This is a genomic window from Wenyingzhuangia aestuarii, from assembly GCF_011927765.1.
Classification (GTDB): Bacteria; Bacteroidota; Bacteroidia; order Flavobacteriales; family Flavobacteriaceae; genus Wenyingzhuangia; species Wenyingzhuangia aestuarii.
The window spans coordinates 152,369-177,180 of the sequence record NZ_JAATJG010000008.1; the positions used below are offsets into that span (position 1 = coordinate 152,369).

The following is a 24,812-nucleotide window of genomic DNA, read 5'->3' on the forward strand; positions in this document are numbered from 1 at the left end:
GAAATATAGACTCATTTATTCTTTTAGAAAATAATAGTTAATTATCTTTGAGTACGAAACAATAAAAATCATAACAAAATGGCTTTTGAATTACCAAAATTACCTTACGCATACGATGCATTAGAACCAAATATTGATGCAAAAACTATGGAAATTCACCATAGTAAGCACCATAACGGTTACACTACAAATTTAAACAACGCTATAGCTGGAACTGATTTAGAAGGAAAATCTATTGAAACTATTTTAGGTGGATTAGATATGGAAAACAAAGCAGTTAGAAATAACGGTGGAGGTTTTTACAATCACTCTTTATTCTGGTCTACAATGTCTCCAAACGGAGGAGGAGAACCTACTGGAGCTTTAGCTGAGGCTATTAATGCTGCTTTTGGATCTTTTGAAGCTTTTAAAGATGCTTTTTCTAAGGCTGCAGCAACTCAATTTGGTTCAGGATGGGCTTGGTTATGTGTTGCTAAAGGAGGGGCTGTAAACGTATGTTCTACACCAAATCAAGACAATCCATTAATGCCAGGTGTTACTTGTGGTAACCAACCTATTTTAGGATTAGATGTATGGGAACATGCTTACTACTTAAACTACCAAAACAGAAGACCTGATTACATTAACGCATTTTTTAATGTAATTGATTGGAATGCTGTTTCTGAAAATTACAAAACTGCTAAGTAATTAGTTTCACAGTAATTAATTTACAATAAAAAGTTCTAAGGCAGTAATTGCTTTAGAACTTTTTTTTTTAGTCTTAAAATTAAAAGTATAATAATTAAACTAACAAAAAATAGCCAATTTAATAAAATTATAAAACCTTTATTTATGGCTTCTCTTCTGCTTAAAGCAATAATTTTAACAAAAAATCTATATTTTTTTCTAAATAAACTTCTAAATCAATATTCGGGAGCCCCAATAAACATTACGCTTAATACTTACTAACACATTCAATAAACTCATAAGCAATAAGTTATAACATTATTAACTGAGAAGTACATCATAACTAGTTTTTATAGATAAATTGCATTATCGATAATTAATTAATCAATTAAAAACTAAATTATGATTACAACATCTTTAAAAAAACATTTTAAATCATTTTTGCTCTTTTTTATTGTGTTTAACACAATAACAGCACAAGAAATTATTATACCAGATGATAATAACTTTTTTACAGGCACAACCCCATCGGTAAGTAAAGATATAAGTTTACCAGTAACGGCAGATAAAATTAATAACGCTATTAATAATGGTGGAGTTGTTATAAACATTCCAGCTGGTACACATAACATCAACAAGGTTATTAACCTAAAATCAAATACACATATATTAATCGCTAAAAATGCTGTTTTAAAGCCTACAACAGCATTCTTTATGTTTAATATAGGAACTAATGGAAGAGGTACTCAACAAAAAATTAAAAATGTAAAAATATCATCTACATCTGGAAAGTTTATCATAGACTATTCTAAATTTAATCCTGGAGATAAAGTATCTGGATTTACTATAGGTTGGGTAGAAAACTTTTTAATTCAAGGAGTACTACTTAAAGATAATCAAACATTTCTTTCTGGTTTAAGTTTAAGTCCTCCAAGTGGTGGTAACTGGAATAGAATTGCTAAAAATGGAATTATCAATAATTGTACAATTACAGGTGCCGATTATGGATATGGTTTAATACAAGTACAAGCAGCAGAGAATGTCTTATTTAAAAATTTAAAAGGTTACGGAGGTGTAACATTGAGATTTGAAAGTGGATGGAAATCTATGAGAGATGCAGGTATAAATGTTGCTACATCTACAAAATTATATGGACTAAATATTACAGGTATAAATGGTAATGCTGCTGTAATGGTATCTCCACATACTAAAAGACAAGGTACAGCAGTTATAAAAAATGTAACATCAAAAAACTGTAGTTTCGGTATCAGAATAGACAAAGGTTTTGATGAAGCAGGTTTTACTGCTGGAAAATATAATAGCGTAATTGTAGGTGGAAAGATTAAAATTTCTCGTAATTCTGATGAAACAAAAAATCTAGCACAGATTAAACAAAAACACTATGGGTTTTATCCAACTCAATTTAGAAATGCAAATCCATTTAGTTCTTTCCCATTTACTGCAGGTACAGATCCTATAGCTAGAAAAGCACCATCTATAGCACCTATTTTGTTTGATGCACAAAATACAGCTACTGATTTCTCTGGGGGAGGTAAATATAAAGTTACATTTAGAAAGTCTGGTCATGCTTCTAATACACAAACATATAGTGGTTTTAGAAATTGTTCGCCTAAAGTAGTGTATGATAATGATAAAAATAATGTTTGTCCTGTAAAAAGAATTATTACCAATAATAACATTAGTGAGTTATCAACAGAGTTTAACGAACCAGTTGATAAAGTTTACCCTAATCCGGTTTCTAATGGTAAGTTATTTGTAGAAACAAAAGTTATCAACAGTGTTGTTAATATCTTTAGTTTACATAGTGGACAGTTAATTACAACTATTAAAAACTCTGGATATAAAAATACAATTGATACATCTAGTATAAAACCAGGTACATATATTCTACAAATAATATCAGATGTAGAAACTACAAATCAAAAAATAGTAATATTGTAATAAAAAAATTAATAGAATACTTTAAATAATACCTCTGTGAATATAATTCACAGGGGTATTTGTTATTAAAACTACAATCATCATTCAACAAATTAAAGTATTTAAGTATTAACATCGCTTTAAGACTCAATTAACGGGTTATCATATCATTAGTATTTATTTAACAAGTTGTAGTAAAATAATGATGATTCATTGGAGAAGAATTTATTGGTAGATGGCAATTAACAGCTCAAACGAGTACTGCTAGTCCTAATGAAATATTAAGTAAATGTAGAAAGGAGTCGAAATATTTAAAATTTTGACTTAGACAAAAATGATCAATGTGTTAAAAGTTTAGAAAAGGAATTTTAATTAGTAATACAATTAAGGAAGGACAACTTATTTTTAAACCTAAAACTGATAGTAGTCCAATATTTACAATTAGTGGAGATAAATTAATTCTTACTGATATTACTAATATTGCAGAGGTTAAAAGAGAAGATGGAGTATCAGAAAATGAAATTAAAAAATTATTGAAGAAGAAGGATGTACATTTTGGAAATTGATAACAACATATATTCGAATTAACTAACAATTATAAATCTCTCTTATAAAATAAAAAAAGCACCTCAATGAGGTGCTTTTTACTTTATTTAAAACAGCTATTATCTGTTTACTTTGAAAGCTTTAGTTTGAGGAAAATAAGCTACCTCTCCTAATTCTTCTTCAATTCTAATTAATTGGTTGTATTTAGCCATACGGTCAGAACGTGAAGCAGAACCTGTTTTAATTTGTCCTGTGTTTAATGCAACTGCTAAATCAGCAATTGTAGTATCTTCAGTTTCTCCTGAACGGTGAGACATTACAGAAGTGTAACCAGCATTGTGTGCCATGTTTACAGCTGCAATAGTTTCAGTTAAAGTACCAATTTGGTTTACTTTAATTAAGATAGAGTTTGCAATACCTTTTTCAATACCTGTAGATAAACGCTCAACGTTAGTTACAAATAAATCATCACCAACTAATTGTACTTTATCACCAACTAATTCAGTTAAGTATTTCCATCCTTCCCAGTCATTTTCATCCATACCATCTTCAATAGAGATGATTGGGTATTTATCAGATAATTCAGCTAAGTATTCTGCTTGTTCTTTAGAAGAACGTACAGCTCCACCTTCACCTTCAAATTTAGCGTAGTTGTATTTTCCATTTTCATAGAATTCAGCAGAAGCACAATCTAAAGCTAACATAACTTCGTCACCTGGCTTGTATCCAGCTTTTTCAATAGCAGATAATACAGTTTCAATAGCATCTTCGGTTCCATCAAAAGTTGGAGCAAATCCACCTTCATCACCTACAGCTGTAGATAAGTTACGTCCGTGTAAGATTTTAGCTAAGTTGTGAAAAATTTCAGTTCCCATTTTTAATGCTTCTGTAAAGTTTTTAGCTTTAACTGGCATAATCATAAACTCTTGGAAAGCGATAGGTGCATCAGAGTGAGAACCACCGTTTACAATGTTCATCATTGGTACTGGTAAAGTGTTAGCAGAAACACCTCCAACGTAACGATATAATGGCATATCTAATTCGTTAGCAGCAGCTTTAGCAACTGCTAAAGAAACTCCTAAAATAGCGTTAGCTCCTAACTTAGCTTTGTTTGGAGTTCCGTCTAAATCGATCATTGCTTTATCAATAGCGTTTTGTTCGAAAACAGAATATCCAATTAATTCTTCAGCAAGAGTAGTGTTAACGTTCTTAACAGCGTTTAAAACACCTTTACCCATAAAGTCAGAACCACCGTCTCTTAATTCTACAGCTTCGTGTTCTCCAGTAGATGCTCCTGAAGGAACAATTGCTCTACCTAATACTCCATTTTCTGTAACTACATCTACTTCAACAGTAGGATTACCTCTTGAGTCAAAAATTTGTCTTGCGTGAATGTTAACTATAACGCTCATATATTTAGATTTAAATTGTTATTATTTTTCGTGTGCAATATACAGAACATTGCAAATGAAAAATAAAATAAAAAACATAAGTTTCGAAAACCTATTCGTTAATTTATTTTATTGTTTTTATATAAAAAAGGCAGTGTTTTACACACTGCCTTTTTATTAATTAAAGTTATTTGATACATCTCCAGTTCCTGAAGAGTAACTAATTTTTAATGCATTGATTGTTCGCAATTCATGCTTGATATCTGATACAGTACCAACATTTGTTTTAACATCTGCTTTGATAGATGTTACCATTGCTTTTTGCTCTTCAGCATCATGTTTATCTCTTTCAGAGTAAATAAAGTTTGTTACATCATTTACAGTAGAAATTTTATCATTCAGCTGAATTTTGTCTCCTTTACCATCAGATGAATTTTTAGCTTTTCCAACATAAATTGTACTCACTAAACTCTTATGCTCTAATTTTTTTACCTCTGTTGCACTTGGCAATTTTGGTGGTTTAATTAAAAGCGTTGTTTCACGCATAGTTGTTGCAACCATGAAGAAAAACAAAAGCATAAATACAATATCTGGTAATGCTGCAGTGTTTACTGCTGGCACATCTTTTTTCTTTTTTCCAAATTTAGACATCTGCTTATTATTTTATAGGTTCAGCATCTGATAAAATCTCAGGATATGCTTTCTTAATTTTGTCCAATGCAACTTTTACGTCTGCATTTTCTTTATCTGCTTTTTGAATGTTCAATAAATCAGTATAAGAAAGACCTTGATATTTACCTGTTGTATACTTTTTTGCGTATCTATTTCTCAACTCAGTATATGCAGCTAACAATTCATTTTGAACGGATATATACATACCATATGATGTTGTCTGTGCAGTTTGTACAGAAATAATTGCTTTTCCTGGGTGGTCAGAAGATGATTCATCTTTCTTTCCTTCACAGTAATCACATGGTCTACCTTCGTACGTACCTCCTCCATTATCAATAAAATCGATAGCTAATTGACGAACATCTTTGATCGTTACTTCTTCGTCATCGACTAATAATTTGTCAAAACGGTTGATGTTAACTTCTAAAATATTCTTCTCCTTAACGGGTGGAGCTTCTGTATTTTCTGGTTGAATTTCTGGTAACTTTCTAAAAACACCTGAATCAGTATCCATAGTTGTTGTTACCAAGAAAAAGATAAGCAGCAAGAAAGCAATATCTGCCATAGAACCTGCATTGATTTCTGGTATATCTCTTTTTGCCATATCTGGTTAATTTATTTAATTGCTGTTTTAACGGCTCCTGCCCCTACAGCTCCAATTGCAATTACTCCTAAGTATACACTATAGTTAATAATTGTACTGATTAATTTTGAAGTTGCTCCAGCTTGTCCTCCTTCTAAAACCTGTCCTTGTACATCTAATACAGCAGCATCTGATGCTGTAAAATATGCAACTGCGTAAACAGCTCCTAAAATAGCTACGTTAAAAGCAATTTTCTTTAAATCTTCTGGGTTCTTAAATATATTAACAATTGCAAATATAACAGTAATACCTAAGGCAACATATAACAACCATGCTGAGAATTCTACAATAGGACTTACACTGTCATAAACATCGTCACCTTCAGCCATTAGGACACCAGCATATAATCCAGCTCCAATAACTGCAATAACAAGTATTACAACGGTTAATATTTTTGATATTTTACTACTCATAATGAATATTATTTTTTGTATTTAACTAATAAGTCAATCAAAGAAATAGAAGCATCTTCCATTTTGTTTACAATACTATCAACTTTTGCGATGATGATATTATAAAAAACTTGTAAAATAATTGCTACTACTAATCCGAATACTGTAGTTAATAAGGCTACTTTAATACCTCCTGCTACTACGGCTGGGTTAATGTCTCCTGCAACTTGAATTGCATCAAAAGCATCAATCATACCAATAACTGTTCCCATAAATCCTAACATCGGTGCTAAAGCAATAAATAAAGATAACCAAGAAATGTTTTTCTCTAATAATCCCATTTGAACTCCTCCATAACCAACAACAGCTTTTTCAGCAGCATCAATTCCTTCAGTAGATCTATCTAAACCTTGGTAAAAGATAGAAGCAACAGGACCTTTTGTATCTCTACAAATATCTTTTGCAGCTTCAACTCCTCCTGAAGCTAATGCTTCATCTACTTTTGCAACTAATTTCTTAGTGTTTGTAGTAGCTAAGTTTAAATAAATAATTCTTTCGATTGCGATAGCTAATCCTAAAATTAAAGCAACTAATACAATTCCCATGAATCCTGCACCTCCTTCAATAAAACGTTGTTTTAAAATTTGGTGAAAAGTTGCCTCCTTTTCTGGAGTTGCTTCAACTGGAGCTGAAGCTTCATCAGCTGGCTCCTCATTTGCAACATTCTCAGTTGCTGCTACACTTGTAGAATCTACAGTAGCTCCTTCTTCTTGTGCAAACGCATTAGAAGTTCCTAAAAACATTAATCCTGCAACAGCTAGGATACTAAAAACTTTTTTCATTTCTATTTAATTAATACTATTAATGATAATTGATAAACGTTGAGCAAGTAACAAAAAAATGTTTACTTTAAAAAATATTATATTGTTAAATCTTCTTAACATTTTTATGTCTCTCCTCTAATGGATTCTTCAAAAATTCTTTGATATTGTTGAATATTCAATTTTTTTTGATGTAAAAATAACATTTTAGCAACAGTAGATTCTATTGTCATACTTCCAGCACTCACAAAATCAAGCTCTTTTGCTACTGTACTTGAAGCGTACCTTCCGATAGATACTCCTCCCTTTAAACATTGTGAAACCACCACTACTTTTACCCCAGATTGAATTCTTTTTTTAAACATTTTTTTTAATTCTGGACTAAATTCGGGCATATTTCCAGCTCCAAAAACCTCTAAAACTATTCCATCAAATGAATTTGCCTCCAAAATAAGCCTTAAAATTTCATCATTACCAAATGGAATTAGCTTAACAACAACAATATTTGCTTGAATATTGTTGCTTATTTTAAACTTTTCCTGCGTTTTTAAGATGTTTTCTAACCTATATGTAGGTGAAATATACGCATCATAAGCTTCTGAATCTATTTTTGTGACACATACTGCCCTATGCCATTTGTAATGAAAGTAAACTCCAACCTCTTTTGGGAATGTACATTCTTTTAATCCTTTAATGGCATTTTTTAAATTATTCTTACTATCAGAATCTTTATTTAATAAAGGAAGTTGCCCACCAGTAAATACAATTGATTTTGTTAATCCTTCTATACTATAACTTAGTAAAGAACTAACATAAGCCATTGTATCAGTTCCCATTAAAATTAAAAAGCCATCATGATTATGATATTCTTGTTCAATAATAACGGTTAGTTCCCTAAAATATTTTAATCCAAAGTTAGAAGAATCTATGACATCTGAAGTAGAAACAATATCAACCCCATTAACAAGTTCTTCTTTCTCTAAGAATTCCTTGATAGGTTTTACTCCACCTGGCACCAAAGATTGATTGAACTTATCTTGAACCATTCCAATAGTTCCTCCTGTATAAATCAATAATATACTCATGATTATAAATGTAATTAAAAATAAAAAAGAGAGCTATAATAGCTCTCTTTTTTATTTTTAATTATGAGATTTAGACTGGTTTTTCAATCACAAAGTCTTCCATAAATTTAGTTGTATAATTTCCACTAACATAATCTGGATGATCCATTAATTGTCTATGGAAAGGAATAGTTGTTTTTACACCTTCAATTACAAACTCATCTAAAGCACGTTTCATTTTGCTAATAGCTTCTTCTCTTGTTTGAGCAGTAGTAATTAATTTAGCAATCATTGAATCGTAATTAGGTGGAATTGTATATCCTGCATACACATGAGTATCTAAACGTACTCCGTGTCCTCCTGGTGCATGGAAAGAAACAATTTTTCCTGGTGCAGGTCTAAATCCATTAAATGGATCTTCTGCATTAATTCTACATTCTATTGAGTGTAGTTTTGGGAAATAATTTTTTCCTGAAATAGGAATACCAGCAGCAACAGAAATTTGCTCTCTAATTAAATCGTAGTCTACAACTTCTTCTGTAATAGGGTGCTCTACCTGAATACGAGTATTCATTTCCATAAAGTAGAAGTTTCTGTGTTTGTCCACTAAAAACTCAACAGTACCAGCTCCTTCATATTTAATATATTCAGCAGCGGCAACAGCAGCATTACCCATAGCTTCTCTTAATTCATCTGTCATGAATGGAGAAGGGGTTTCTTCTGTTAACTTTTGATGACGTCTTTGTACAGAACAGTCTCTTTCTGACAAGTGACATGCTTTACCGTATGCATCACCAACAATTTGTATTTCAATATGGCGAGGCTCTTCAATAAGCTTCTCCATATACATATCATCATTACCAAAGGCAGCTTTAGATTCATGACGAGCAGAATCCCATGCATCTTTTAAGTCTTCAGCTTTAAAAACAGCACGCATACCTTTACCTCCACCACCGGCAGAAGCTTTTAACATTACAGGATATCCTGTTTCTGTTGCTAATTTTTCACATTGTGCAAAATCAACAATTACTCCTTCACTACCTGGTACACATGGTACACCAGCAGCAATCATGGTAGACTTAGCATTCGCTTTGTCTCCCATTCTATTAATCATTTCTGGAGAAGCTCCAATAAATTTAATTTCGTGGTCTTCACACAATTTAGAAAACTTAGCATTTTCTGATAAAAATCCATACCCTGGATGAATAGCATCTGCATTTGTAATTTCTGCTGCAGCAATAATGTTAGACATCTTTAAGTAAGATTCCGAACTTGGTGCTGGTCCAATACAAACAGCTTCATCTGCAAAACGTACATGTAAACTATCCTGATCTGCAGTAGAATATACTGCTACAGTTTTAATTCCCATTTCTTTACATGTTCTAATCACACGTAAAGCAATCTCACCACGGTTGGCTATTAATATTTTTTTAAACATAGTATTTCTTTTAGAAAATTAGTACTTAAATCTTATGACCTATAAATTATGATGGGTCTACTAAGAATAATGGTTGTCCAAACTCAACTGGAGTACTATCTTCTACTAATATTTTCACTATTTTACCTGAAACTTCAGATTCGATTTCGTTAAATAATTTCATTGCTTCAATTACACAAACAACTGAATCTGGTTGTACTGTATCTCCTACTTCAACAAACAAAGGTTTATCTGGTGATGGTTTTCTGTAAAAAGTACCAATCATTGGAGATGTTACTGTTACATATTTTGAATCTTCATCTACTACTGCAGGTGCTACTGGAGTTGCATCAGCTACTGGAGCAGCTCCAAATGATGGTTGAGCAACAGGTGCTGCCATAGAAAGAGGTGCTTGATGTAAAATTGTAGTTTCGGTTTTACCCTCTCCTGTTTTAATGGTGATTTTAATATCTTCCATTTCTAATTTTACTTCGTTAGCTCCTGATTTAGCAACGAATTTTATTAAATTCTGAATGTCCTTTAATTCCATAATAGTTATATTAAGTAAGTGTTCTTTAAAGTTAAGTTTTTTTAGCTTATGAGTTATAAGCCCATTTTAAATACGTAGCTCCCCATGTAAAACCACCTCCAAAAGCAGCAAAAACTATATTGTCTCCTTTTTTTAATTGTTTTTCATAATCAGCCAATAACAAAGGTAAAGTTCCTGATGTAGTATTTCCATAATACTGTATATTCATCATTACCTTTTCTTTATCTAATTCTATTCTTTTAGCCGTAGCCTCAATAATTCTAGTATTTGCTTGATGTGCAGCTAACCAATCAACATCATCTTTAGACAAGTTATTTCTTTCTAGAATTTTTACAGCTGCATGAGCCATGTTAGAAACTGCATATTTAAATACCGTTCTTCCTTCTTGTCTTATGTAATGTTGTTTATTATCTACAGTTTCGTGAGTAGCTGGGTTTAAAGAACCACCTGCTTCCATTTTTAAGAATTCACGACCTATTCCGTCGCTTCTTAAATACTCATCTTGTAATCCTAAGCCTTCTTCATTTGGTTCAAACAATGCAGCTCCTGCTCCATCACCAAAAATAATACAAGTAGCTCTGTCTTCATAATCTATGATAGAAGACATTTTATCTGCACCAATAATTAAAACCTTTTTGTACCTACCAGATTCTATATATGCAGCTGCTGTAGACATTGCATATAAAAAGCTAGAACAAGCAGCTTGTAAATCGTACCCAAAAGCATTAACTGCTCCAATTTGAGTAGCTACATATACTGCAGTAGATGCTACATTCATATCAGGTGTAGCTGTTCCAACTAAAACCAAATCTATTTCTTTTGGATCTAATCCTTTCTTTTGAATTAAATCTTCGGCAGCTTTTATAGCTAAATAAGATGTTGGTTTGTCTTTATCTTTTAAGATTCTACGTTCTTTTATTCCCGTACGTGAGGTAATCCACTCATCGTTAGTTTCAACTATCGACTCTAACTCTTTATTAGTCAAGACATAGTCAGGAACATATTTACCAACAGCTGTAATAGCAGCATTTATTTTTGCCATAAATTGATTGTTAAGAAATCTTTAAACAATATTGAACGCCAAAGTAATAAAATTTATTTCTAAAAGTTGAGTAAAAAAACTCATTTTTTTGATCTATTTCATTAAAATGAACAAAGAAACCCCCATAAAATGAGGGTTTTAATTCAATATCTAAATAAAGACAAAATTATGCTTCTGCTTCAGTAGCATCAATTACAACTTGTCCTCTGTAATATAATTTTCCTTCATTCCAGTGAGCTCTGTGATATAAGTGCGCTTCTCCAGTAGTTGGATCTACAGCAACTTGAGGAGCTACAGCTTTGTAATGAGTTCTTCTTTTATCTCTTCTTGTTTTTGAGATTTTTCTCTTTGGATGTGCCATTGCTATAAATTTTTATTTTTTATCTAATAATTGTTTTAATTGATCCCAACGCGGATCGACCTGTTCTTTTTTATCTTCTTTACTTCTTAACTGCTCTTCTAATTCTTCTGTAGCTTTAATACCTTTTCGGGTTACTCCAGGTTTTATTCTTTTTTGAGGAATAGATAATACGATTAATTCGTATACATATTGCTCTACTTCTACTTGATATGCTTGATGTGGTAAGATTAATAAGTTTTCATTTTCGTTATTAAAAGTTTCTCCAAACTTAACAATTAACGAAAAATCACCATTCACTTCCAAATCAAAGTCTTCTCCTGTAATGTCGCAAGGTACGTTAACCGTTCCATTAATTACAAAATCTAACTCTAACAAAGTTTCTTTTTTGTTAAATTCTATCTTAACATCAAAAGCAACTTCTTCAAACTCATCATATCCAAAAGCATCAAAGAACTTCTTATCAATTTGATAATCAAATTGGTGTTTACCTTCCTTTAAACCCACAAAAGGAATCTTAAATTCGTTTAGGTTTTTCATATACAAACATCAATTTGAGCGGGCAAAGATATAAAAACATTTTATTGATTCAAAAAGTAATCAACTAATTTATTACTTTTTAATTTTTAATGGATTAGCCATTAAATCTTGGTGTTCAAATCTTTTTTTCGCTATTAAAATTCCTTGTTCTAAAGCCTCTTTAAAAGAAGACTCATTTACCACTCCTTTTCCTGCTACATCAAAAGCAGTTCCATGATCTGGAGAGACTCTTATTTTTTCTAATCCTGCTGTAAAATTAACTCCCTTTCCAAAAGAAACAGCCTTAAACCCTACTAAACCCTGATCATGATACATAGAAATAACAGCATCAAACTTTAAATAAGATTGATTACCAAAAAATCCATCTGCAGCATAAGGACCATAAATTAATTTTCCTTTTTCTTGATATTCAGCTAATATTGGCTGTATTAATTCATTGTCTTCACTTCCAATAACACCATTATCTCCGCAATGAGGATTCAATCCTAACACGGCTATTTTAGGTCTAGTAATCCCAAAATCTTGCACTAAAGATTGATACATGATGTCAATTTTTTTACAAATTAACTCTTTATTCAATAATTCAGACACTTTAGAAACCGGAACATGGCCTGTGACCAATCCTATTTTTATTTCATCTGACATTAAAATCATCAAGCTTTCTCCAGCAATTTTAGATTCTAAATATTCTGTATGTCCTGGAAATTTAAAACTTTCTGACTGAATATTATCTTTACTGATTGGTGCCGTTAATAAAACATCAATACTTCCTTCTTTTAAAGACTCTGTAGCTGCTTCTAAAGATTCAAATGCTTTTTGACCTGACACTTCTGTAGGAGTTCCTGGTTGAATTTGAACTAAATCATTCCAAACAGCTACTACATTTAACTTACCATCTTCAATTTTAGAAGTATCTTTTATATTAAAAGTTGGGTAATTGTACTTTAACTCTTTTTTATAATAAGCTATTGATTTTTCTGAAGCAAAAACAACTGGAGTACACAATTCATACATTCTCTTATCTTCAAATGTTTTTAGAATTAACTCAATTCCTACTCCATTTAAATCACCAACAGAGATTCCAATTCTTATTATACGATTATCACTCATTATATATTACTTTTGGGGTACGAAATTAGTCATTTAAAACCATATACATAATGTTTACAGGAATAATTGAAACTACTGGGGTTGTTAAAAAATTAACACAAGAAAATACAAATTTACACATTACTATATCTTCTGCTATTACTAATGAACTAAAGATTGACCAAAGTGTTGCACACAACGGAGTCTGCTTAACGGTTGTAAATATTAACAAAGATGAGTATACCGTTACTGCCATTGAAGAAACCTTAACCAAAACTAATCTTAATACTTTAACCGTTAATGATGAAGTAAATTTAGAAAGAGCCATGAAACTAGGTGACAGACTAGATGGACACATTGTACAAGGACATGTTGATCAAACAGCAAAATGCACAAACGTAGAAAATAAAGATGGAAGTTGGTTCTTTACTTTTGAATATGATAAATCTTTAGGAAACTTAACTATTGAGAAAGGATCTATTACTATTGATGGTACAAGTTTAACCGTTGTAAACTCAGGTGAAAATACTTTTAGCGTAGCTATTATACCTTATACTTTTGAGCACACTAGATTTAAGCACTACAAAAAAGATACAATTGTAAATTTAGAATTTGATGTTGTAGGTAAGTATGTTAAAAAAATATCTCAATACAGTATCTAATAAGCAACTTTCTTAGAAAAAATAAAAAAGACACTCTAACTATAGAGTGTCTTTTTTATTTTTTCTAATTTTTGATATCCCCAATCCCGATCCTGCTATTAATAATAAAGCAATACCCATATCTATTGGTGCTTTTTTATCTTTACCAGGAGGTGAAGGTGGCCTAGGTGATGCAATTGCCTCTACAGACAAACCTATAACCGTGATAAATAATATTTTATATAAACCTTTATTCATAATATTCTATATCTAGAAAACAACTAACACATGTTAAATTATTCCTGAGACCAAAAGTAACACCCTTAGCTTATTAAAAAAAATTTTTCTTAACAAATTAACCGCAATATAGACAAATGTTAACATCAAGTCAATAACCAACTAAAAAACAGACGATTACACAAAACAAAACAACTATCTTGTAAAATAAAAACAACTTATTTACGAAACCTTGCTTATTTTTTTAACTCCATAAACAACTCCTAAGAGAGTCAAAAAAATTAATCCAGAATTTATTGGGGCTTTTTTTTGTAAACCAGGTGGTGAAGGAGGCCTAGGAGAAGCTATTGCTTTATTTCCAAAACCTATTATACACAACAACAATACAACTAACAACGTTTTCATAGCATTTGTTTTTAGTTATTAAACAATATAAAAGTTACCAAGAGACTCCACAACAAGCTCTTAGACTAATAAATATAATAAAATATAGGGACAAATACTAATATAACAAAGACTATAAAAGATTTAGTCTTCTAATTAATTCTGGTTTGTTAGATCTACTAACAGGAACAACATCTTTTTTAATTAAAACACTGTTATCTTCTATATCAACAATCATAGTTGTGTTAATAATATAAGATCTGTGTACTTTAAAAAATAAATCATCAGGTAATTTATCTTCTATTTTCTTTAAAGTAGAATGTACTACGTAACTTTTGCTATCTGTTTTAATCTGAATATAATCTCCTTTAGCTTCTATTAAATAAATACTAGGAATGTCAATTTTCACCAATCTCCTATCTATATTAACATATAGATCATTTCCTTTTGGAGCATTCTCTTTTTCTACTTCAGTTTTTTGAACAACTATAGGCTTTTCCTTTACATCTACAGAAATAAGGTTCTCAACTTTCTGTACTGCTTTTAAAAACCTAGGTAATACAATAGGCTTTACAATATAATCTACAATACACTCATACTCAAAAGCATCAATTGCAAATTGAGGATCAGAAGTTGTTAATACTACTTTAGGTGGATTTTTAATTGTTTGAATAAAATCAAACCCTGTTAAACCAGGCATATGTATATCTAAAAAGATAAGATCTACTTCCTCTTGTTGATTTAAAAATTTAATTGCTTCAATTGCATCAGGAAACTCACCAACTATGTTCAAGCTATCAACTTGTTTACACAATTGTCTAATTACTAATCTTGCGGTTGCTTCATCATCAATTATAATGCAATTCATCTTTCTATCATCTATATAGTCTCTAAATAAGAAGTTATTACCACTAGAGCATCTTCAAATTCCTTTTTAAAATCCATTTTATTATCCTTTAAGCTGCTCTCATATGAAACTGCTATTTCATACGTTTTTGTAAGTCCAAAAATACTGATTTTATGTTTTAATTTATGGACTATTTCCACTAGTGCATTAAAATCCTCAGCATTAACACTACTAAAGTACGTTTCTTTTTCTTTAGGAAACTCATCTTTAATAATATTAATAATTTGTTCTTCAAAGGCTGTATCACCTCCAGAAAGTTCCTTTATATAATTTAAATTAGGTGATTCCATAATTATTTTTAGGGTAAAAATAAACATAAATCTATAAGATACACTTATAGATTTACATTTAAAATTCAATCAAATAGAATTTTAAATGTAAATCTACCTGATTGAATTTATAAAGGGGACTAAATTATAAAAAGTTTTGAATATTATACTATATAATTTTATTATAAGATTATTAACTAAAAAAACTATACACTCTGTTTTTATAAAAGGACTAAAACCAAGTAATTTTAGCTTCTTTTTTCTCTGTATCTACCCATACTTTTGCATGTTCAAATTCACGAGTAAACTCCCATCCATTTTCTACAACACGTTTATATGCTCCCTTTGGTGTTCCTAGTGATTTTTGTAGTTCAGGATAATCTACCAATGGCCCAGTATTTAAACGCCAACCCCAACCGTATTGAAAGTAAGAATAAGGCTGTGCACCAATTAAAAAACATGCTTGGTAATATTCTAATCTTTCCTTGGACAATTCTTCAAGAGATTCCCCTCTTGAACCTTTTATTAATGTTTGACTCGCCTCTTCTTTTTCAGCTTCCACACCTATTCTAAAAATAGACATTTTACCTGCTTTGGCGTTTGCTAACATATACTCCCATTCTTTCAGAAGGTTTTCTTTGCTTAACTTTTTATTATTATAATGTTCAAACATAGCGGCATCAACGGCAGGAAAAACATCTTTTACACCTGAAGCATTATTTCCTAACAATATTTTATTTGGTCCAATTGCTGCTTTTAAGTTCGTCATCATCTCACCCATGGCTTTTTCAACTTCCTCCTTTTGAGATTTTCGTAACCAAACAAAACCATGCATCTGATCTATAAAAACTCCATCTGCTCCAGAATCTTTTACTCCTTTCGCAACTGTTTTTACCCACCAAGCTCTAAACTCAGGATTTAAAACATCAAAATTATAGATGTTTTTTCTATGTTCTAACTCTCCTGTTTCTTTATTATGAATTAAAAATTTCTCTAATTCAGGATGGTCTTTAATTTTGTTCTTTGCAAAATTTTGATTGTATGAAGTAAATGGCCATGCATAAGCAGAATTAAAATAAAATAGGGCTTTGATATCTGGTTTTATGGCTTTAAAGTTTTTAATTTCTTCTTTAGCTCCAATTTCTGCAAACTTTAAAGTTCTGTATGCATGATGTTTTTCGACACAAATAAAATCTGTTTTTGCCGCTATTGTTTTCACTTCTTTAGAGTTTAATAACCTAGATCCATCACCAAACATCACATATTGTGGTGTTGTCTCCCAACTAAACTTAGGATAAAAATCTTGTGAAACAAACTTACTACCATCACTTACGTAAAAATCTATTTTCTCGTTCTTAACGATTGTTGGAGTACTTGTATTATTTTTTGTTGTACTGCATGAACTAATAAGTACCATCAACGATAAAACAATAAGTTTTTTAATGTTTTGGATCATTATAAATATATTTAAATAAGTGTTTTAGTTTAATTTTTTTCTTTCTGATGAGAAACAGCTTTTAGGAGCTGACAAGGGCAATGTCTTTTTAAAAGTCTTTATTTTAGCTTTTAAAGTTTTTACTATTTCTGGATTTTGAGCCGAAACATCTATCTGCTCACTCCAATCTGAATTGATATTATATAATTCTGTTTTACCTAGTTTTTCATTGATTAACAATTTCCATTCTCCATCTTGAACACCTGCTGATGGCCAAAAATATTCTTTGCGATTAGAAAATCTCCAATCCCAAAAGATTTCACTATTACGTGTCATTGCTTGTCCTTTTAAAGCCTTTACAATACTGACCCCATCAGGCTTATAAGATTTTGGCAAGTCAGAATTTGCTAACTCTAAAAAAGTTGGAAGTAAATCTACCGTTGCTAATTCTGTAGTTCTGTTTATAACACCTGCAGGTACTGTTCCTGGCCATCTAACAATAAAAGGAATACGAACTCCTCCTGCGAACAATGATCTTTTTCTACCATTTAAACCTCCAGATTCACCTACTGAATAATATGTTCCAAAACCAGGTCCTGTAGAATTGTCTTCTGTAATTTTCTTAGTAACATCTCCTGTGATTTCTGGTCCATTATCAGAAGAAAATAAAACAATTGTATTCTTATCAATTCCTAAGTCTTTTAACGTTTGAAACAATTCACCGATACGAGCATCATATTCTGCTACAACAGCTGCATACACTTGTTTTTGCTCGTCTAAATGGGCAAATTTATCCATGTATTTTTTCTTTGGATAATGAGGAGTATGCGTGGCATGAATCCAAGCATTTACAAAGAATGGTTTGTTTTTATTACGTTTAGCAAACTCAATAGTTTTATATAACGTAGAATCTACTTGCATTTGATGCATTTTATTTGGTAGATTAAAAGCTCCAAATTCATCGTATCCATACTCTAAAGGAGACGGTGCTTCTTCTACATGGGTATTTGTTAAATGCCATTTTCCAAAATGAGCTGTAGTATAGCCAGCTTCTTTTAACATTCTTGGTAACATTGGTGCCTTTGGGTTTAACCAATCTGGCATATTTCTTTTTATGTGAGACTCTACAGATGCAAAGTGACCATGTACACTATGACGAGCAGGATACTGCCCTGTCATTACCCCAACTCTACTTGGTGAACAAACTTGATTTACTACTGAAAAATTCTGAAAGTCAATTCCCTCTGAAGCCATTTTATCCAAACTAGGTGTTTCGCAAAATGTACTTCCGTGAATTCCCAAATCTCCATAACCCCAATCATCGGAAAAAATAAAGATGATATTGGGTTGTGTGTTTTTTTGTGCGTTTGCATTAAAATTACTTATAAAAGCAACTAAAACTATTAAACTTTTTACAAGAGCTGTACTATAATTACTCATTCTATTTAGATCTATTATTTTAATTACTACAAACTTATTCTGAAGCCTTTTAGAAAAGGCACTCTTATCAATCATACTTTTGCTGAAATCGTGAGAATAGCCCCTACCTTGCCATAAACTTTATAAAAACTGTTTTTATATTACTATTTAAAACAAAAAACCTCTTAAAAGTTAATTAACTTTTAAGAGGTTTTTACAATTATAATCTACCAATAACTATATTCCTATTTGATTTACACCATCTACTACTCTATTTCTAAATTCTAAAACATCATTTGCAACATAAGTTGTTCCATTAGATTCAAAAGAATAATTAAGTGTTATGGTACGTGTTTCAGGATTGAAAAAAGAACCTCCATCATCTGTTACAACAACAGCTCCGGCAACACTTTCTATAGTAATAGTATTATCCTCAGCAATTACAAAGTTCATTTTGTCATTAGCTCCTCTTAAATTAGCAATACCATCCATAGTACCATTTGCATATTTTTGGATTAATTGATATCTATTCCAACTTGCTCCATTATTACCAGCAATAGTCATAAAACCAGTAAACTGACCTGTATTATCTGTTGGATCATAGTATCCTCCTACAGTAAAACTTTCTGTTCCTAAAGCCGTTTCATCTAGAACTAAATACCCTTGATAATCCATTAACAAAACTTTGTTTTCACTATTACTAGCATCTACAATAACTTCGCTATTAACCTGACTAATATTTACTAAGTTATTATCTCCTTTATTAGGGTCTTGATTGTTTACAACAACAATATCTCCACTAGCATGTACATGAGTAACACCTGCTGGTAAATTATTAAGAGGATCTACACCTTCAAAGTCAATTTTAAAATCTTGTGAAAACCCTAATGAGCTAATACACAATAATGATAGTAATAAGTATTTTTTTTTCATTTTAAATAAGTTTTATTTATTGATAATATTTAAAACTAAAACTACACAAAAGGACTTCTTTACTTAGGGGTCAACGGTATCACACTAAGGTGTAAAATGTTGCAAATACTTATTATTACATTAGAAAACAAAAGATTGAAAAGAATTTAGGATACAAATAATGGATCTTATACTGTAAAAACAATAAAATTATTTTACTAGGCAATCACCAAAGTATTCAAATTTAAAACTTAAAAAATTACTGTTTTCATACAATTATACTTGTTAGTAATTTAGAGAAGTTAGTAAACGTAAGGCATAAAAAAAACCATCTCTATCCGAGATGGTTTAAAAGCTTTAAGTAGTGGTCCCACATGGGCAACATTTATTTTTTAACTCTATTTAATAGCATTTAACAGTGTTTATTAGTCATAAAAGAAAGGTATGGCACAATTTTTAAGCTATTAAAAAAAATATTAATAGAATTTCTGACACCAATTCTGACACCGAAGTTAAAAAATTAAAAATGCAATTATCATTCTCGCTACGAAAAGACAAAAAAAACAAAAATGGTTTAATGCCAATACAACTAAACATTACTTTTAACAATCAAAAAATAAGACAAACCGTAAAGGAGGTTAGAGTACTGGAAAAAGACTGGAAAAAAGAAAGAATAAAACCAAACCTTAAAAGTGAAAAGTATAACTTTCATACTGAATATAATAAAATACTTGAGGATCTTGAAACTAAAGTAAATACAATATTCAGGTTTATCCATTTAAATGAAATATTACCTACTAAAGATATTATTTTAAAAAAACTCCAAGATCATGATTTTGGGAAAGAAAAATTAGTTTACAATTTCTTTGACAAATATGAGGAGTTTATAGAATCTAGAACTCATACACATGCTAAAGGAACTATTACAAAATATAAATCTTGTGGTAAATTCTTTAGAGACTTTAGTGAAAGAAAAAATTATGTATTGAGATTTGACACAATAGATATTCAATTTTTTGAAGCCTTTGGAAAATATTGCTTTACTGAAAAGCAAACGCTAAACAATTACTTCGCTAAACTAATTAAGGTACTAAAAACCTTTATGAATTGGAGTCTTGAAAGAGAATACCATGACAACTTATCTTTCAAAAAATTTAAAGCCCCTGAAGACGATATTGATGTTATCTATTTAACTACTGAAGAATTAATGATTCTTTACAACTATAAATTCAATGACATTGAATTAGACAAAGCAAGAGACTTTTACTGCATGGGAGCTTTTACAGGACTAAGAATCAGTGATCTTAACAATTTATCGAATGCAAATATTAGCGAAAATGAAATTACATTAACTAATATCAAAACCAAAACAACAAATAGAACAATTCCATTAAATAAATATTCTAGTGAAATCATAGAGAAATATAAAGACTCTATTCATTTCCCTATACCCAAAATAACAAAAAACAAAGTTAACCGTGATATTAAAAAAGCATGCAGAATTGCTAAAATAAATAAGGAAATAAACACTACCAGATATATAGGATCTACTGTAGTTAACCGAACTAATAAAAAACACGAATTAATAACTATACATACGGCAAGAAAAACATTTATAACAAATAGTTTATTTCTTGGAATGAAGGAGCATATTGTAAAAGAGATATCAAATCACTCAGACGACAAATCATTTAAAAAATATGTGCACGTTTCTAATATTCAAAAAAAATCAGCAATGACTAATACTTGGGATAAAATATAATAAATATGGATACTAATGAGTTTACAAAAAGCTATAGTTCATTATTTGAAATAGCCAAGCCTAAGAACATTATTAAAAATGATTTTAAAATCAACAATAATGATTATTTTCTAAGCAACAACTACTGTTACTTATGTAAACAGTTAATTAAATACAAAAACAAGGCAAACAAGAAAAATCCTATTGATGGAATGTTTTATTTATTAAGAAAACTAAATAAGACTTTAAAGGTTAAAAAGAAAATTAAGAACAATCTTGATTTAGCCTATTTTAAAAATACCATCGAAATTCCATTTTATGAAATACTAGGTGATATTTCTAGAAAAATCAGAACAATGTACTATGTTAATTCTATTCATGTTTCATACCACAATACAAGTATTCTTTTAGGAAACCCTGAGTTAATATCGATTGCTTTATTCATAATGCCTTATGAAGAATTTTTACTCATATACAATAATGACAAAAAATATACATCATTGAAAGGATCAGATCAAAGATCTATTTTTGACATGACTTATACATGCTTAAAAAACGGGTTAGAAAGGAGTAATTCTGATTATTTTATAGATTATACATATTTCACTACCTCTATAACATTAAATAAAATAACATCCTTAATATACGACCCTATTGAAATGTATACTAATTCAACAGAAAAAGACCTCTCAATCCACACACTAAACAATACTATTGAGCTGCTTAATTATACACCAGAAACGGTCGTAATTATAAATAACAAGTACAAACAATCTGAAATCTTAAATATTTTTAAACTCATTTCAGAAAGTTACATCCTTGACTCTGATATTTATAATGTTGCTAGAACATTCATACAAAAGTTAACAAGATATCATGGCTCTCCCCCTAAAGGATATATAGATGAAAATAAAAACTCTTTTTATGATAGATATGAAACCTTAAAAAACACATTTATTAGTGACTTTATAAGTATCATAAAACACTTAAGTGATAAAAATGCTTTTACCTCTAAAGTTAATGGAACACAAATGTCTATTATTTTTAAAGAACTTGGTTGTATATCACCCAGCGAAAAAACTATTAGAACTCTATATAAAACTGCTGAATTATCTTCCAAAGCAAAAGAAGGAATTAATTATGAGCTTGCTAAAAAAGAAAATTAATATTACTGATAAAGCCTTTAAAACCTATAGTATTGTTACCCAAAAAAACGGGTAACTAAAAACTCACTCCATTTTAATACAATTTTGATGAAAATTAATAACCATTAAAGTCTATTAAAATGAGTAAAACAATCCTTTACAGCTATTCTCAAAAAGATATTGAAAATCTAATTGAGTTAACCATTGAAAAATTCACTAGAAACAGTTCATTACCCAATGAACACATTAATCTAAAAAGCGACAGGCTTACACAAAATCAAGCCTGTAAGCTTTTAGGTATTACCCCACAAACCATCATTAATTGGAAAAAGAAGAACCTTATTCCATTTTACAAAATTAATGGAGCTATATTTTATTCAAAAAATGAAATTCTTGAATTAGCTCACCAAAACAAAGCATTACTTCATAAATATTCTAGAAAAGAAAAAGCGTAATAAAAGCTCCACACTTTTATTACGCTCAAATTAGATTTTCCTAAACCTATATATACAAATATATAGATAAATGACTATATATGAAAGACAAAACATATCATATTAATAATCCTGTATCAACAATATATGATAGAATAGATGAATTTATAAAAAAACAATACGTCATTGTTTTTAATGAAGGAACATGTGATTTTGATATCAAATTAAAACATCAAAATTCATTTAAAAAATTAAATATTGATTCGCTTTCTATCGCACTTGAAAGAGCTGGATATACAATTACTGACCCTAAGCTAGAAAAATACCTTAAATCAGACTATATCTCTAAAATTAACCCTATAAATGAATATTTTAAAAATCTACCTGAATGGAATCAAAAGAATGATTACATAAAAGAGCTTGTTAAATGTATTCCCGTGAAAGAAAAAGAATTATTTGAATATCATTTTAAAAAATGGCTTGTAAGAACTGTTAAATGTGGAATTTATGAACAAGAGGTTAATAAGCAATGTCTGGTTTTTATTCAGGAGCTACAGAATACTGGAAAAACTACGTTCTGTAGATATTTATGTCCTCCTGAATTAAAAAATCATTTTACAGAAAACATTGGATTTGACAAAGATTCTAGAATCCAGTTATGTACAAATTTCATGATTAACATGGATGAACTTGAATCTGTTCCTAAAAACTTAATGAACACATTGAAATCATATTTTTCAAAACAATTTATTAATGAAAGACTTCCCTATGATAAAAGAAACTCTAGAATATCAAGAAAAACCAGTTTTATTGGGTCAACAAATCTATTTAACTTCTTAAATGATGATACTGGTAGTGTGCGTTGGTTATGCTTTGAACTAGAGGGGTATTTTGATTTTAATTACTCTAAAATAAATATTGACTCCGTTTGGTCTCAAGCATATCATTTATCAAAAGACAAATCTTTTGAATGTCAAATTACAAGAGAAGATCAGTTAGAAAATGAAAGAAGAAACAAACAGTTTACTTATCAGGATGCTGCTGAAGAATTAATCTTAAAACATTTTACATCTTCTACACTTAAAAGTGATTTTAAAACAAGTACAGATATCGTAGATATATTAAGAACAAAAAGTACAACCAATATTAATTCAATTCAAATTGGAAAAGCACTTAATAAGCTCCAATTCCCAAAAGATCGTCAAAAAGACATTAGAGGTTATTTAATAAAATTTAAATAATTCATAAAATCATCTTACCTACCTGCCGTCTTTTTTAAGACAGGTAGGTAACTTAAAAACATAAAAAATGAATTTATCTATAGAAGAATATCTTAATAAACAAGGAATCTACCCTGCCAAGCGATATAACACATACGGCATGTATTACTCTTTCTTTCATAAAGAAAAAACACCTAGTCTAAAAGTAGACTATAAAAAAGATGTCTATTTTGATTTTAGCACCAACCAAGGAGGCAATCTTACAACATTAAAAAAATTATTAGGTGATAATATTACCAATTTCAATAACATATCCCCTCCTAAAATTAAAACGGTAAACACTAAATTAAAAAATCAAATATTTAGAGTTCAAAACCTTAAAAACAGATCTCTAATAGATTATCTAAATGAAAGAAAAATCACCAAAGAGATTTATGACAAATATTGCTATGAAGTAGACTATGGTTATTATGAAAATTACCCTCGAAAAGCTATTGCTTTCATGAACAACAAAGGAGGATTTGAACTACGAAGTACTCAATTTAAAGGTTGTATATATCACAAATCAATTACTACAATTTTTAACCAATCTGATGACACTTATATATTTGAAGGTTTTATAGATTTCCTTAGTCATAAGATATTGTTTCCTCTAAAAAATGATAATTACATTATTTTAAATTCGACAAACCAAGCAACTAAAGCAATTGACTTTATTAATCAATCTAAGAATACTTATTGTTATTTAGATAATGATGAAGCAGCAAATATTTGTATGAAATATCTTCAAGAAAATTCAATATCAAAAATTACAGACATGAGATTTACGTACAAAGACTATAATGATTTAAATGATTATTTAATGAATAAAAATTAAAGTAGTCTGTTGCATTGCCAGTCGTGGCTTTAGTTCCTTTTTAGTGCCTACTTCGTGCC

Annotated in this window: 26 protein-coding genes; 8 read left to right on the forward strand and 18 right to left on the reverse strand. The window is 30.1% G+C overall.

From position 1 onward, the window contains the following. Positions 1–78: 78 nt before the first annotated feature. Complete coding sequence (locus GGR97_RS09380; RefSeq protein WP_167898252.1) at positions 79–687, forward strand: superoxide dismutase; 609 nt, start codon at positions 79–81, stop codon at positions 685–687. A gap of 381 nt (positions 688–1,068) precedes the next feature. After that, complete coding sequence (locus GGR97_RS09385; RefSeq protein WP_167898253.1) at positions 1,069–2,628, forward strand: T9SS type A sorting domain-containing protein; 1,560 nt, start codon at positions 1,069–1,071, stop codon at positions 2,626–2,628. A gap of 644 nt (positions 2,629–3,272) precedes the next feature. Here the strand turns inward: GGR97_RS09385 and eno are convergent. The 12 genes from eno to pdxA all read right to left on the reverse strand — a co-directional run bounded on the left by eno (position 3,273) and on the right by pdxA (position 13,153). After that, positions 3,273–4,565, reverse strand: coding sequence for a phosphopyruvate hydratase (gene eno, locus GGR97_RS09390; protein ID WP_167898254.1), 1,293 nt, complete (start codon positions 4,563–4,565; stop codon positions 3,273–3,275). A 156-nt stretch (positions 4,566–4,721) separates the two neighbouring features. Beyond that, a complete protein-coding gene (locus GGR97_RS09395) occupies positions 4,722–5,195 on the reverse strand; it encodes an ExbD/TolR family protein (RefSeq protein ID WP_167898255.1) in 474 nt (157 codons plus the stop codon). Between the two features lie 7 nt (positions 5,196–5,202). Beyond that, positions 5,203–5,820, reverse strand: a complete 618-nt coding sequence (locus GGR97_RS09400; RefSeq protein WP_167898256.1) for an ExbD/TolR family protein — start codon at positions 5,818–5,820, stop codon at positions 5,203–5,205. Between the two features lie 11 nt (positions 5,821–5,831). Next, on the reverse strand, positions 5,832–6,272 hold the full coding sequence (locus tag GGR97_RS09405; protein WP_167898257.1) for a hypothetical protein: 441 nt from the start codon (positions 6,270–6,272) through the stop codon (positions 5,832–5,834). Between the two features lie 8 nt (positions 6,273–6,280). Next, positions 6,281–7,093 carry a MotA/TolQ/ExbB proton channel family protein gene (locus tag GGR97_RS09410; protein ID WP_167898258.1) on the reverse strand — a complete coding sequence of 271 codons (813 nt, stop codon included), beginning with the start codon at positions 7,091–7,093 and terminating at the stop codon, positions 6,281–6,283. A 104-nt stretch (positions 7,094–7,197) separates the two neighbouring features. After that, entirely contained in the window at positions 7,198–8,157 is a 960-nt protein-coding gene (locus GGR97_RS09415) for an asparaginase domain-containing protein (RefSeq protein ID WP_167898259.1), read from the reverse strand. Between the two features lie 70 nt (positions 8,158–8,227). Next, positions 8,228–9,574: an acetyl-CoA carboxylase biotin carboxylase subunit gene (accC, locus tag GGR97_RS09420; protein WP_167898260.1), complete on the reverse strand. Its 1,347-nt coding sequence runs from the start codon at positions 9,572–9,574 to the stop codon at positions 8,228–8,230. Between the two features lie 46 nt (positions 9,575–9,620). Beyond that, entirely contained in the window at positions 9,621–10,103 is a 483-nt protein-coding gene (accB, locus tag GGR97_RS09425; RefSeq protein WP_167898261.1) for an acetyl-CoA carboxylase biotin carboxyl carrier protein, read from the reverse strand. A gap of 46 nt (positions 10,104–10,149) precedes the next feature. Further along, entirely contained in the window at positions 10,150–11,145 is a 996-nt protein-coding gene (locus tag GGR97_RS09430; RefSeq protein ID WP_167898262.1) for a beta-ketoacyl-ACP synthase III, read from the reverse strand. 166 nt (positions 11,146–11,311) lie between these two features. After that, positions 11,312–11,506, reverse strand: a complete 195-nt coding sequence (gene rpmF / locus GGR97_RS09435; protein WP_010135057.1) for a 50S ribosomal protein L32 — start codon at positions 11,504–11,506, stop codon at positions 11,312–11,314. A gap of 12 nt (positions 11,507–11,518) precedes the next feature. Beyond that, positions 11,519–12,043 (reverse strand): YceD family protein, encoded by a 525-nt coding sequence (locus GGR97_RS09440; protein WP_167898263.1) that lies wholly within the window; start codon positions 12,041–12,043, stop codon positions 11,519–11,521. 72 nt (positions 12,044–12,115) lie between these two features. Next, on the reverse strand, positions 12,116–13,153 hold the full coding sequence (gene pdxA / locus GGR97_RS09445; protein ID WP_167898264.1) for a 4-hydroxythreonine-4-phosphate dehydrogenase PdxA: 1,038 nt from the start codon (positions 13,151–13,153) through the stop codon (positions 12,116–12,118). 50 nt (positions 13,154–13,203) lie between these two features. Here pdxA and GGR97_RS09450 point away from each other — a divergent pair, with 50 nt between their 5' ends. Then, positions 13,204–13,794, forward strand: a complete 591-nt coding sequence (locus tag GGR97_RS09450) for a riboflavin synthase (protein WP_167898265.1) — start codon at positions 13,204–13,206, stop codon at positions 13,792–13,794. A 39-nt stretch (positions 13,795–13,833) separates the two neighbouring features. Here the strand turns inward: GGR97_RS09450 and GGR97_RS09455 are convergent, their stop codons facing one another. The 6 genes from GGR97_RS09455 to GGR97_RS09480 form a co-directional block, all read right to left on the reverse strand. Then, on the reverse strand, positions 13,834–14,031 hold the full coding sequence (locus GGR97_RS09455) for a DUF4366 domain-containing protein (RefSeq protein WP_167898266.1): 198 nt from the start codon (positions 14,029–14,031) through the stop codon (positions 13,834–13,836). Positions 14,032–14,527: 496 nt separating this feature from the next. Further along, the gene (locus tag GGR97_RS09460; protein WP_167898267.1) at positions 14,528–15,262 is read right to left on the reverse strand and encodes a LytR/AlgR family response regulator transcription factor; all 735 of its coding nucleotides are present in this window, start codon (positions 15,260–15,262) and stop codon (positions 14,528–14,530) included. An 11-nt stretch (positions 15,263–15,273) separates the two neighbouring features. Further along, a complete protein-coding gene (locus GGR97_RS09465; protein ID WP_167898268.1) occupies positions 15,274–15,591 on the reverse strand; it encodes an Hpt domain-containing protein in 318 nt (105 codons plus the stop codon). Positions 15,592–15,802: 211 nt separating this feature from the next. Beyond that, positions 15,803–17,026: a putative glycoside hydrolase gene (locus tag GGR97_RS09470; RefSeq protein WP_167898269.1), complete on the reverse strand. Its 1,224-nt coding sequence runs from the start codon at positions 17,024–17,026 to the stop codon at positions 15,803–15,805. A 24-nt stretch (positions 17,027–17,050) separates the two neighbouring features. Then, positions 17,051–18,520: a sulfatase family protein gene (locus GGR97_RS09475; protein ID WP_209272353.1), complete on the reverse strand. Its 1,470-nt coding sequence runs from the start codon at positions 18,518–18,520 to the stop codon at positions 17,051–17,053. A 141-nt stretch (positions 18,521–18,661) separates the two neighbouring features. Beyond that, positions 18,662–19,357 carry a hypothetical protein gene (locus GGR97_RS09480; RefSeq protein ID WP_167898270.1) on the reverse strand — a complete coding sequence of 232 codons (696 nt, stop codon included), beginning with the start codon at positions 19,355–19,357 and terminating at the stop codon, positions 18,662–18,664. A gap of 505 nt (positions 19,358–19,862) precedes the next feature. Between GGR97_RS09480 and GGR97_RS09485 the strand changes: the two genes are divergently transcribed. From GGR97_RS09485 to GGR97_RS09505, 5 genes are all read left to right on the forward strand, one after another. Further along, positions 19,863–21,098 (forward strand): tyrosine-type recombinase/integrase, encoded by a 1,236-nt coding sequence (locus GGR97_RS09485; RefSeq protein WP_167898271.1) that lies wholly within the window; start codon positions 19,863–19,865, stop codon positions 21,096–21,098. A gap of 5 nt (positions 21,099–21,103) precedes the next feature. Further along, entirely contained in the window at positions 21,104–22,243 is a 1,140-nt protein-coding gene (locus GGR97_RS09490; protein ID WP_167898272.1) for a hypothetical protein, read from the forward strand. 119 nt (positions 22,244–22,362) lie between these two features. Further along, complete coding sequence (locus tag GGR97_RS09495; protein ID WP_167898273.1) at positions 22,363–22,677, forward strand: helix-turn-helix domain-containing protein; 315 nt, start codon at positions 22,363–22,365, stop codon at positions 22,675–22,677. A gap of 80 nt (positions 22,678–22,757) precedes the next feature. After that, positions 22,758–23,897 (forward strand): VapE domain-containing protein, encoded by a 1,140-nt coding sequence (locus GGR97_RS09500; protein WP_167898274.1) that lies wholly within the window; start codon positions 22,758–22,760, stop codon positions 23,895–23,897. Between the two features lie 67 nt (positions 23,898–23,964). After that, positions 23,965–24,753: a toprim domain-containing protein gene (locus tag GGR97_RS09505; protein WP_167898275.1), complete on the forward strand. Its 789-nt coding sequence runs from the start codon at positions 23,965–23,967 to the stop codon at positions 24,751–24,753. The last annotated feature ends 59 nt before the right edge of the window (positions 24,754–24,812 follow it).

Excerpts from the sequence above, each read along its gene's own strand:
- GGR97_RS09380 (WP_167898252.1), top strand. The coding sequence starts at position 79 with ATGGCTTTTGAATTACCAAAATTACCTTACGCATACGATGCATTAGAA.
- GGR97_RS09385 (WP_167898253.1), top strand. The coding sequence starts at position 1,069 with ATGATTACAACATCTTTAAAAAAACATTTTAAATCATTTTTGCTCTTT.
- eno (WP_167898254.1), bottom strand. The coding sequence starts at position 4,565 with ATGAGCGTTATAGTTAACATTCACGCAAGACAAATTTTTGACTCAAGA.
- GGR97_RS09395 (WP_167898255.1), bottom strand. The coding sequence starts at position 5,195 with ATGTCTAAATTTGGAAAAAAGAAAAAAGATGTGCCAGCAGTAAACACT.
- GGR97_RS09400 (WP_167898256.1), bottom strand. The coding sequence starts at position 5,820 with ATGGCAAAAAGAGATATACCAGAAATCAATGCAGGTTCTATGGCAGAT.
- GGR97_RS09405 (WP_167898257.1), bottom strand. The coding sequence starts at position 6,272 with ATGAGTAGTAAAATATCAAAAATATTAACCGTTGTAATACTTGTTATT.
- GGR97_RS09410 (WP_167898258.1), bottom strand. The coding sequence starts at position 7,093 with ATGAAAAAAGTTTTTAGTATCCTAGCTGTTGCAGGATTAATGTTTTTA.
- GGR97_RS09415 (WP_167898259.1), bottom strand. The coding sequence starts at position 8,157 with ATGAGTATATTATTGATTTATACAGGAGGAACTATTGGAATGGTTCAA.
- accC (WP_167898260.1), bottom strand. The coding sequence starts at position 9,574 with ATGTTTAAAAAAATATTAATAGCCAACCGTGGTGAGATTGCTTTACGT.
- accB (WP_167898261.1), bottom strand. The coding sequence starts at position 10,103 with ATGGAATTAAAGGACATTCAGAATTTAATAAAATTCGTTGCTAAATCA.
- GGR97_RS09430 (WP_167898262.1), bottom strand. The coding sequence starts at position 11,145 with ATGGCAAAAATAAATGCTGCTATTACAGCTGTTGGTAAATATGTTCCT.
- rpmF (WP_010135057.1), bottom strand. The coding sequence starts at position 11,506 with ATGGCACATCCAAAGAGAAAAATCTCAAAAACAAGAAGAGATAAAAGA.
- GGR97_RS09440 (WP_167898263.1), bottom strand. The coding sequence starts at position 12,043 with ATGAAAAACCTAAACGAATTTAAGATTCCTTTTGTGGGTTTAAAGGAA.
- pdxA (WP_167898264.1), bottom strand. The coding sequence starts at position 13,153 with ATGAGTGATAATCGTATAATAAGAATTGGAATCTCTGTTGGTGATTTA.
- GGR97_RS09450 (WP_167898265.1), top strand. The coding sequence starts at position 13,204 with ATGTTTACAGGAATAATTGAAACTACTGGGGTTGTTAAAAAATTAACA.
- GGR97_RS09455 (WP_167898266.1), bottom strand. The coding sequence starts at position 14,031 with ATGAATAAAGGTTTATATAAAATATTATTTATCACGGTTATAGGTTTG.
- GGR97_RS09460 (WP_167898267.1), bottom strand. The coding sequence starts at position 15,262 with ATGAATTGCATTATAATTGATGATGAAGCAACCGCAAGATTAGTAATT.
- GGR97_RS09465 (WP_167898268.1), bottom strand. The coding sequence starts at position 15,591 with ATGGAATCACCTAATTTAAATTATATAAAGGAACTTTCTGGAGGTGAT.
- GGR97_RS09470 (WP_167898269.1), bottom strand. The coding sequence starts at position 17,026 with ATGATCCAAAACATTAAAAAACTTATTGTTTTATCGTTGATGGTACTT.
- GGR97_RS09475 (WP_209272353.1), bottom strand. The coding sequence starts at position 18,520 with ATGATTGATAAGAGTGCCTTTTCTAAAAGGCTTCAGAATAAGTTTGTA.
- GGR97_RS09480 (WP_167898270.1), bottom strand. The coding sequence starts at position 19,357 with ATGAAAAAAAAATACTTATTACTATCATTATTGTGTATTAGCTCATTA.
- GGR97_RS09485 (WP_167898271.1), top strand. The coding sequence starts at position 19,863 with ATGCAATTATCATTCTCGCTACGAAAAGACAAAAAAAACAAAAATGGT.
- GGR97_RS09490 (WP_167898272.1), top strand. The coding sequence starts at position 21,104 with ATGGATACTAATGAGTTTACAAAAAGCTATAGTTCATTATTTGAAATA.
- GGR97_RS09495 (WP_167898273.1), top strand. The coding sequence starts at position 22,363 with ATGAGTAAAACAATCCTTTACAGCTATTCTCAAAAAGATATTGAAAAT.
- GGR97_RS09500 (WP_167898274.1), top strand. The coding sequence starts at position 22,758 with ATGAAAGACAAAACATATCATATTAATAATCCTGTATCAACAATATAT.
- GGR97_RS09505 (WP_167898275.1), top strand. The coding sequence starts at position 23,965 with ATGAATTTATCTATAGAAGAATATCTTAATAAACAAGGAATCTACCCT.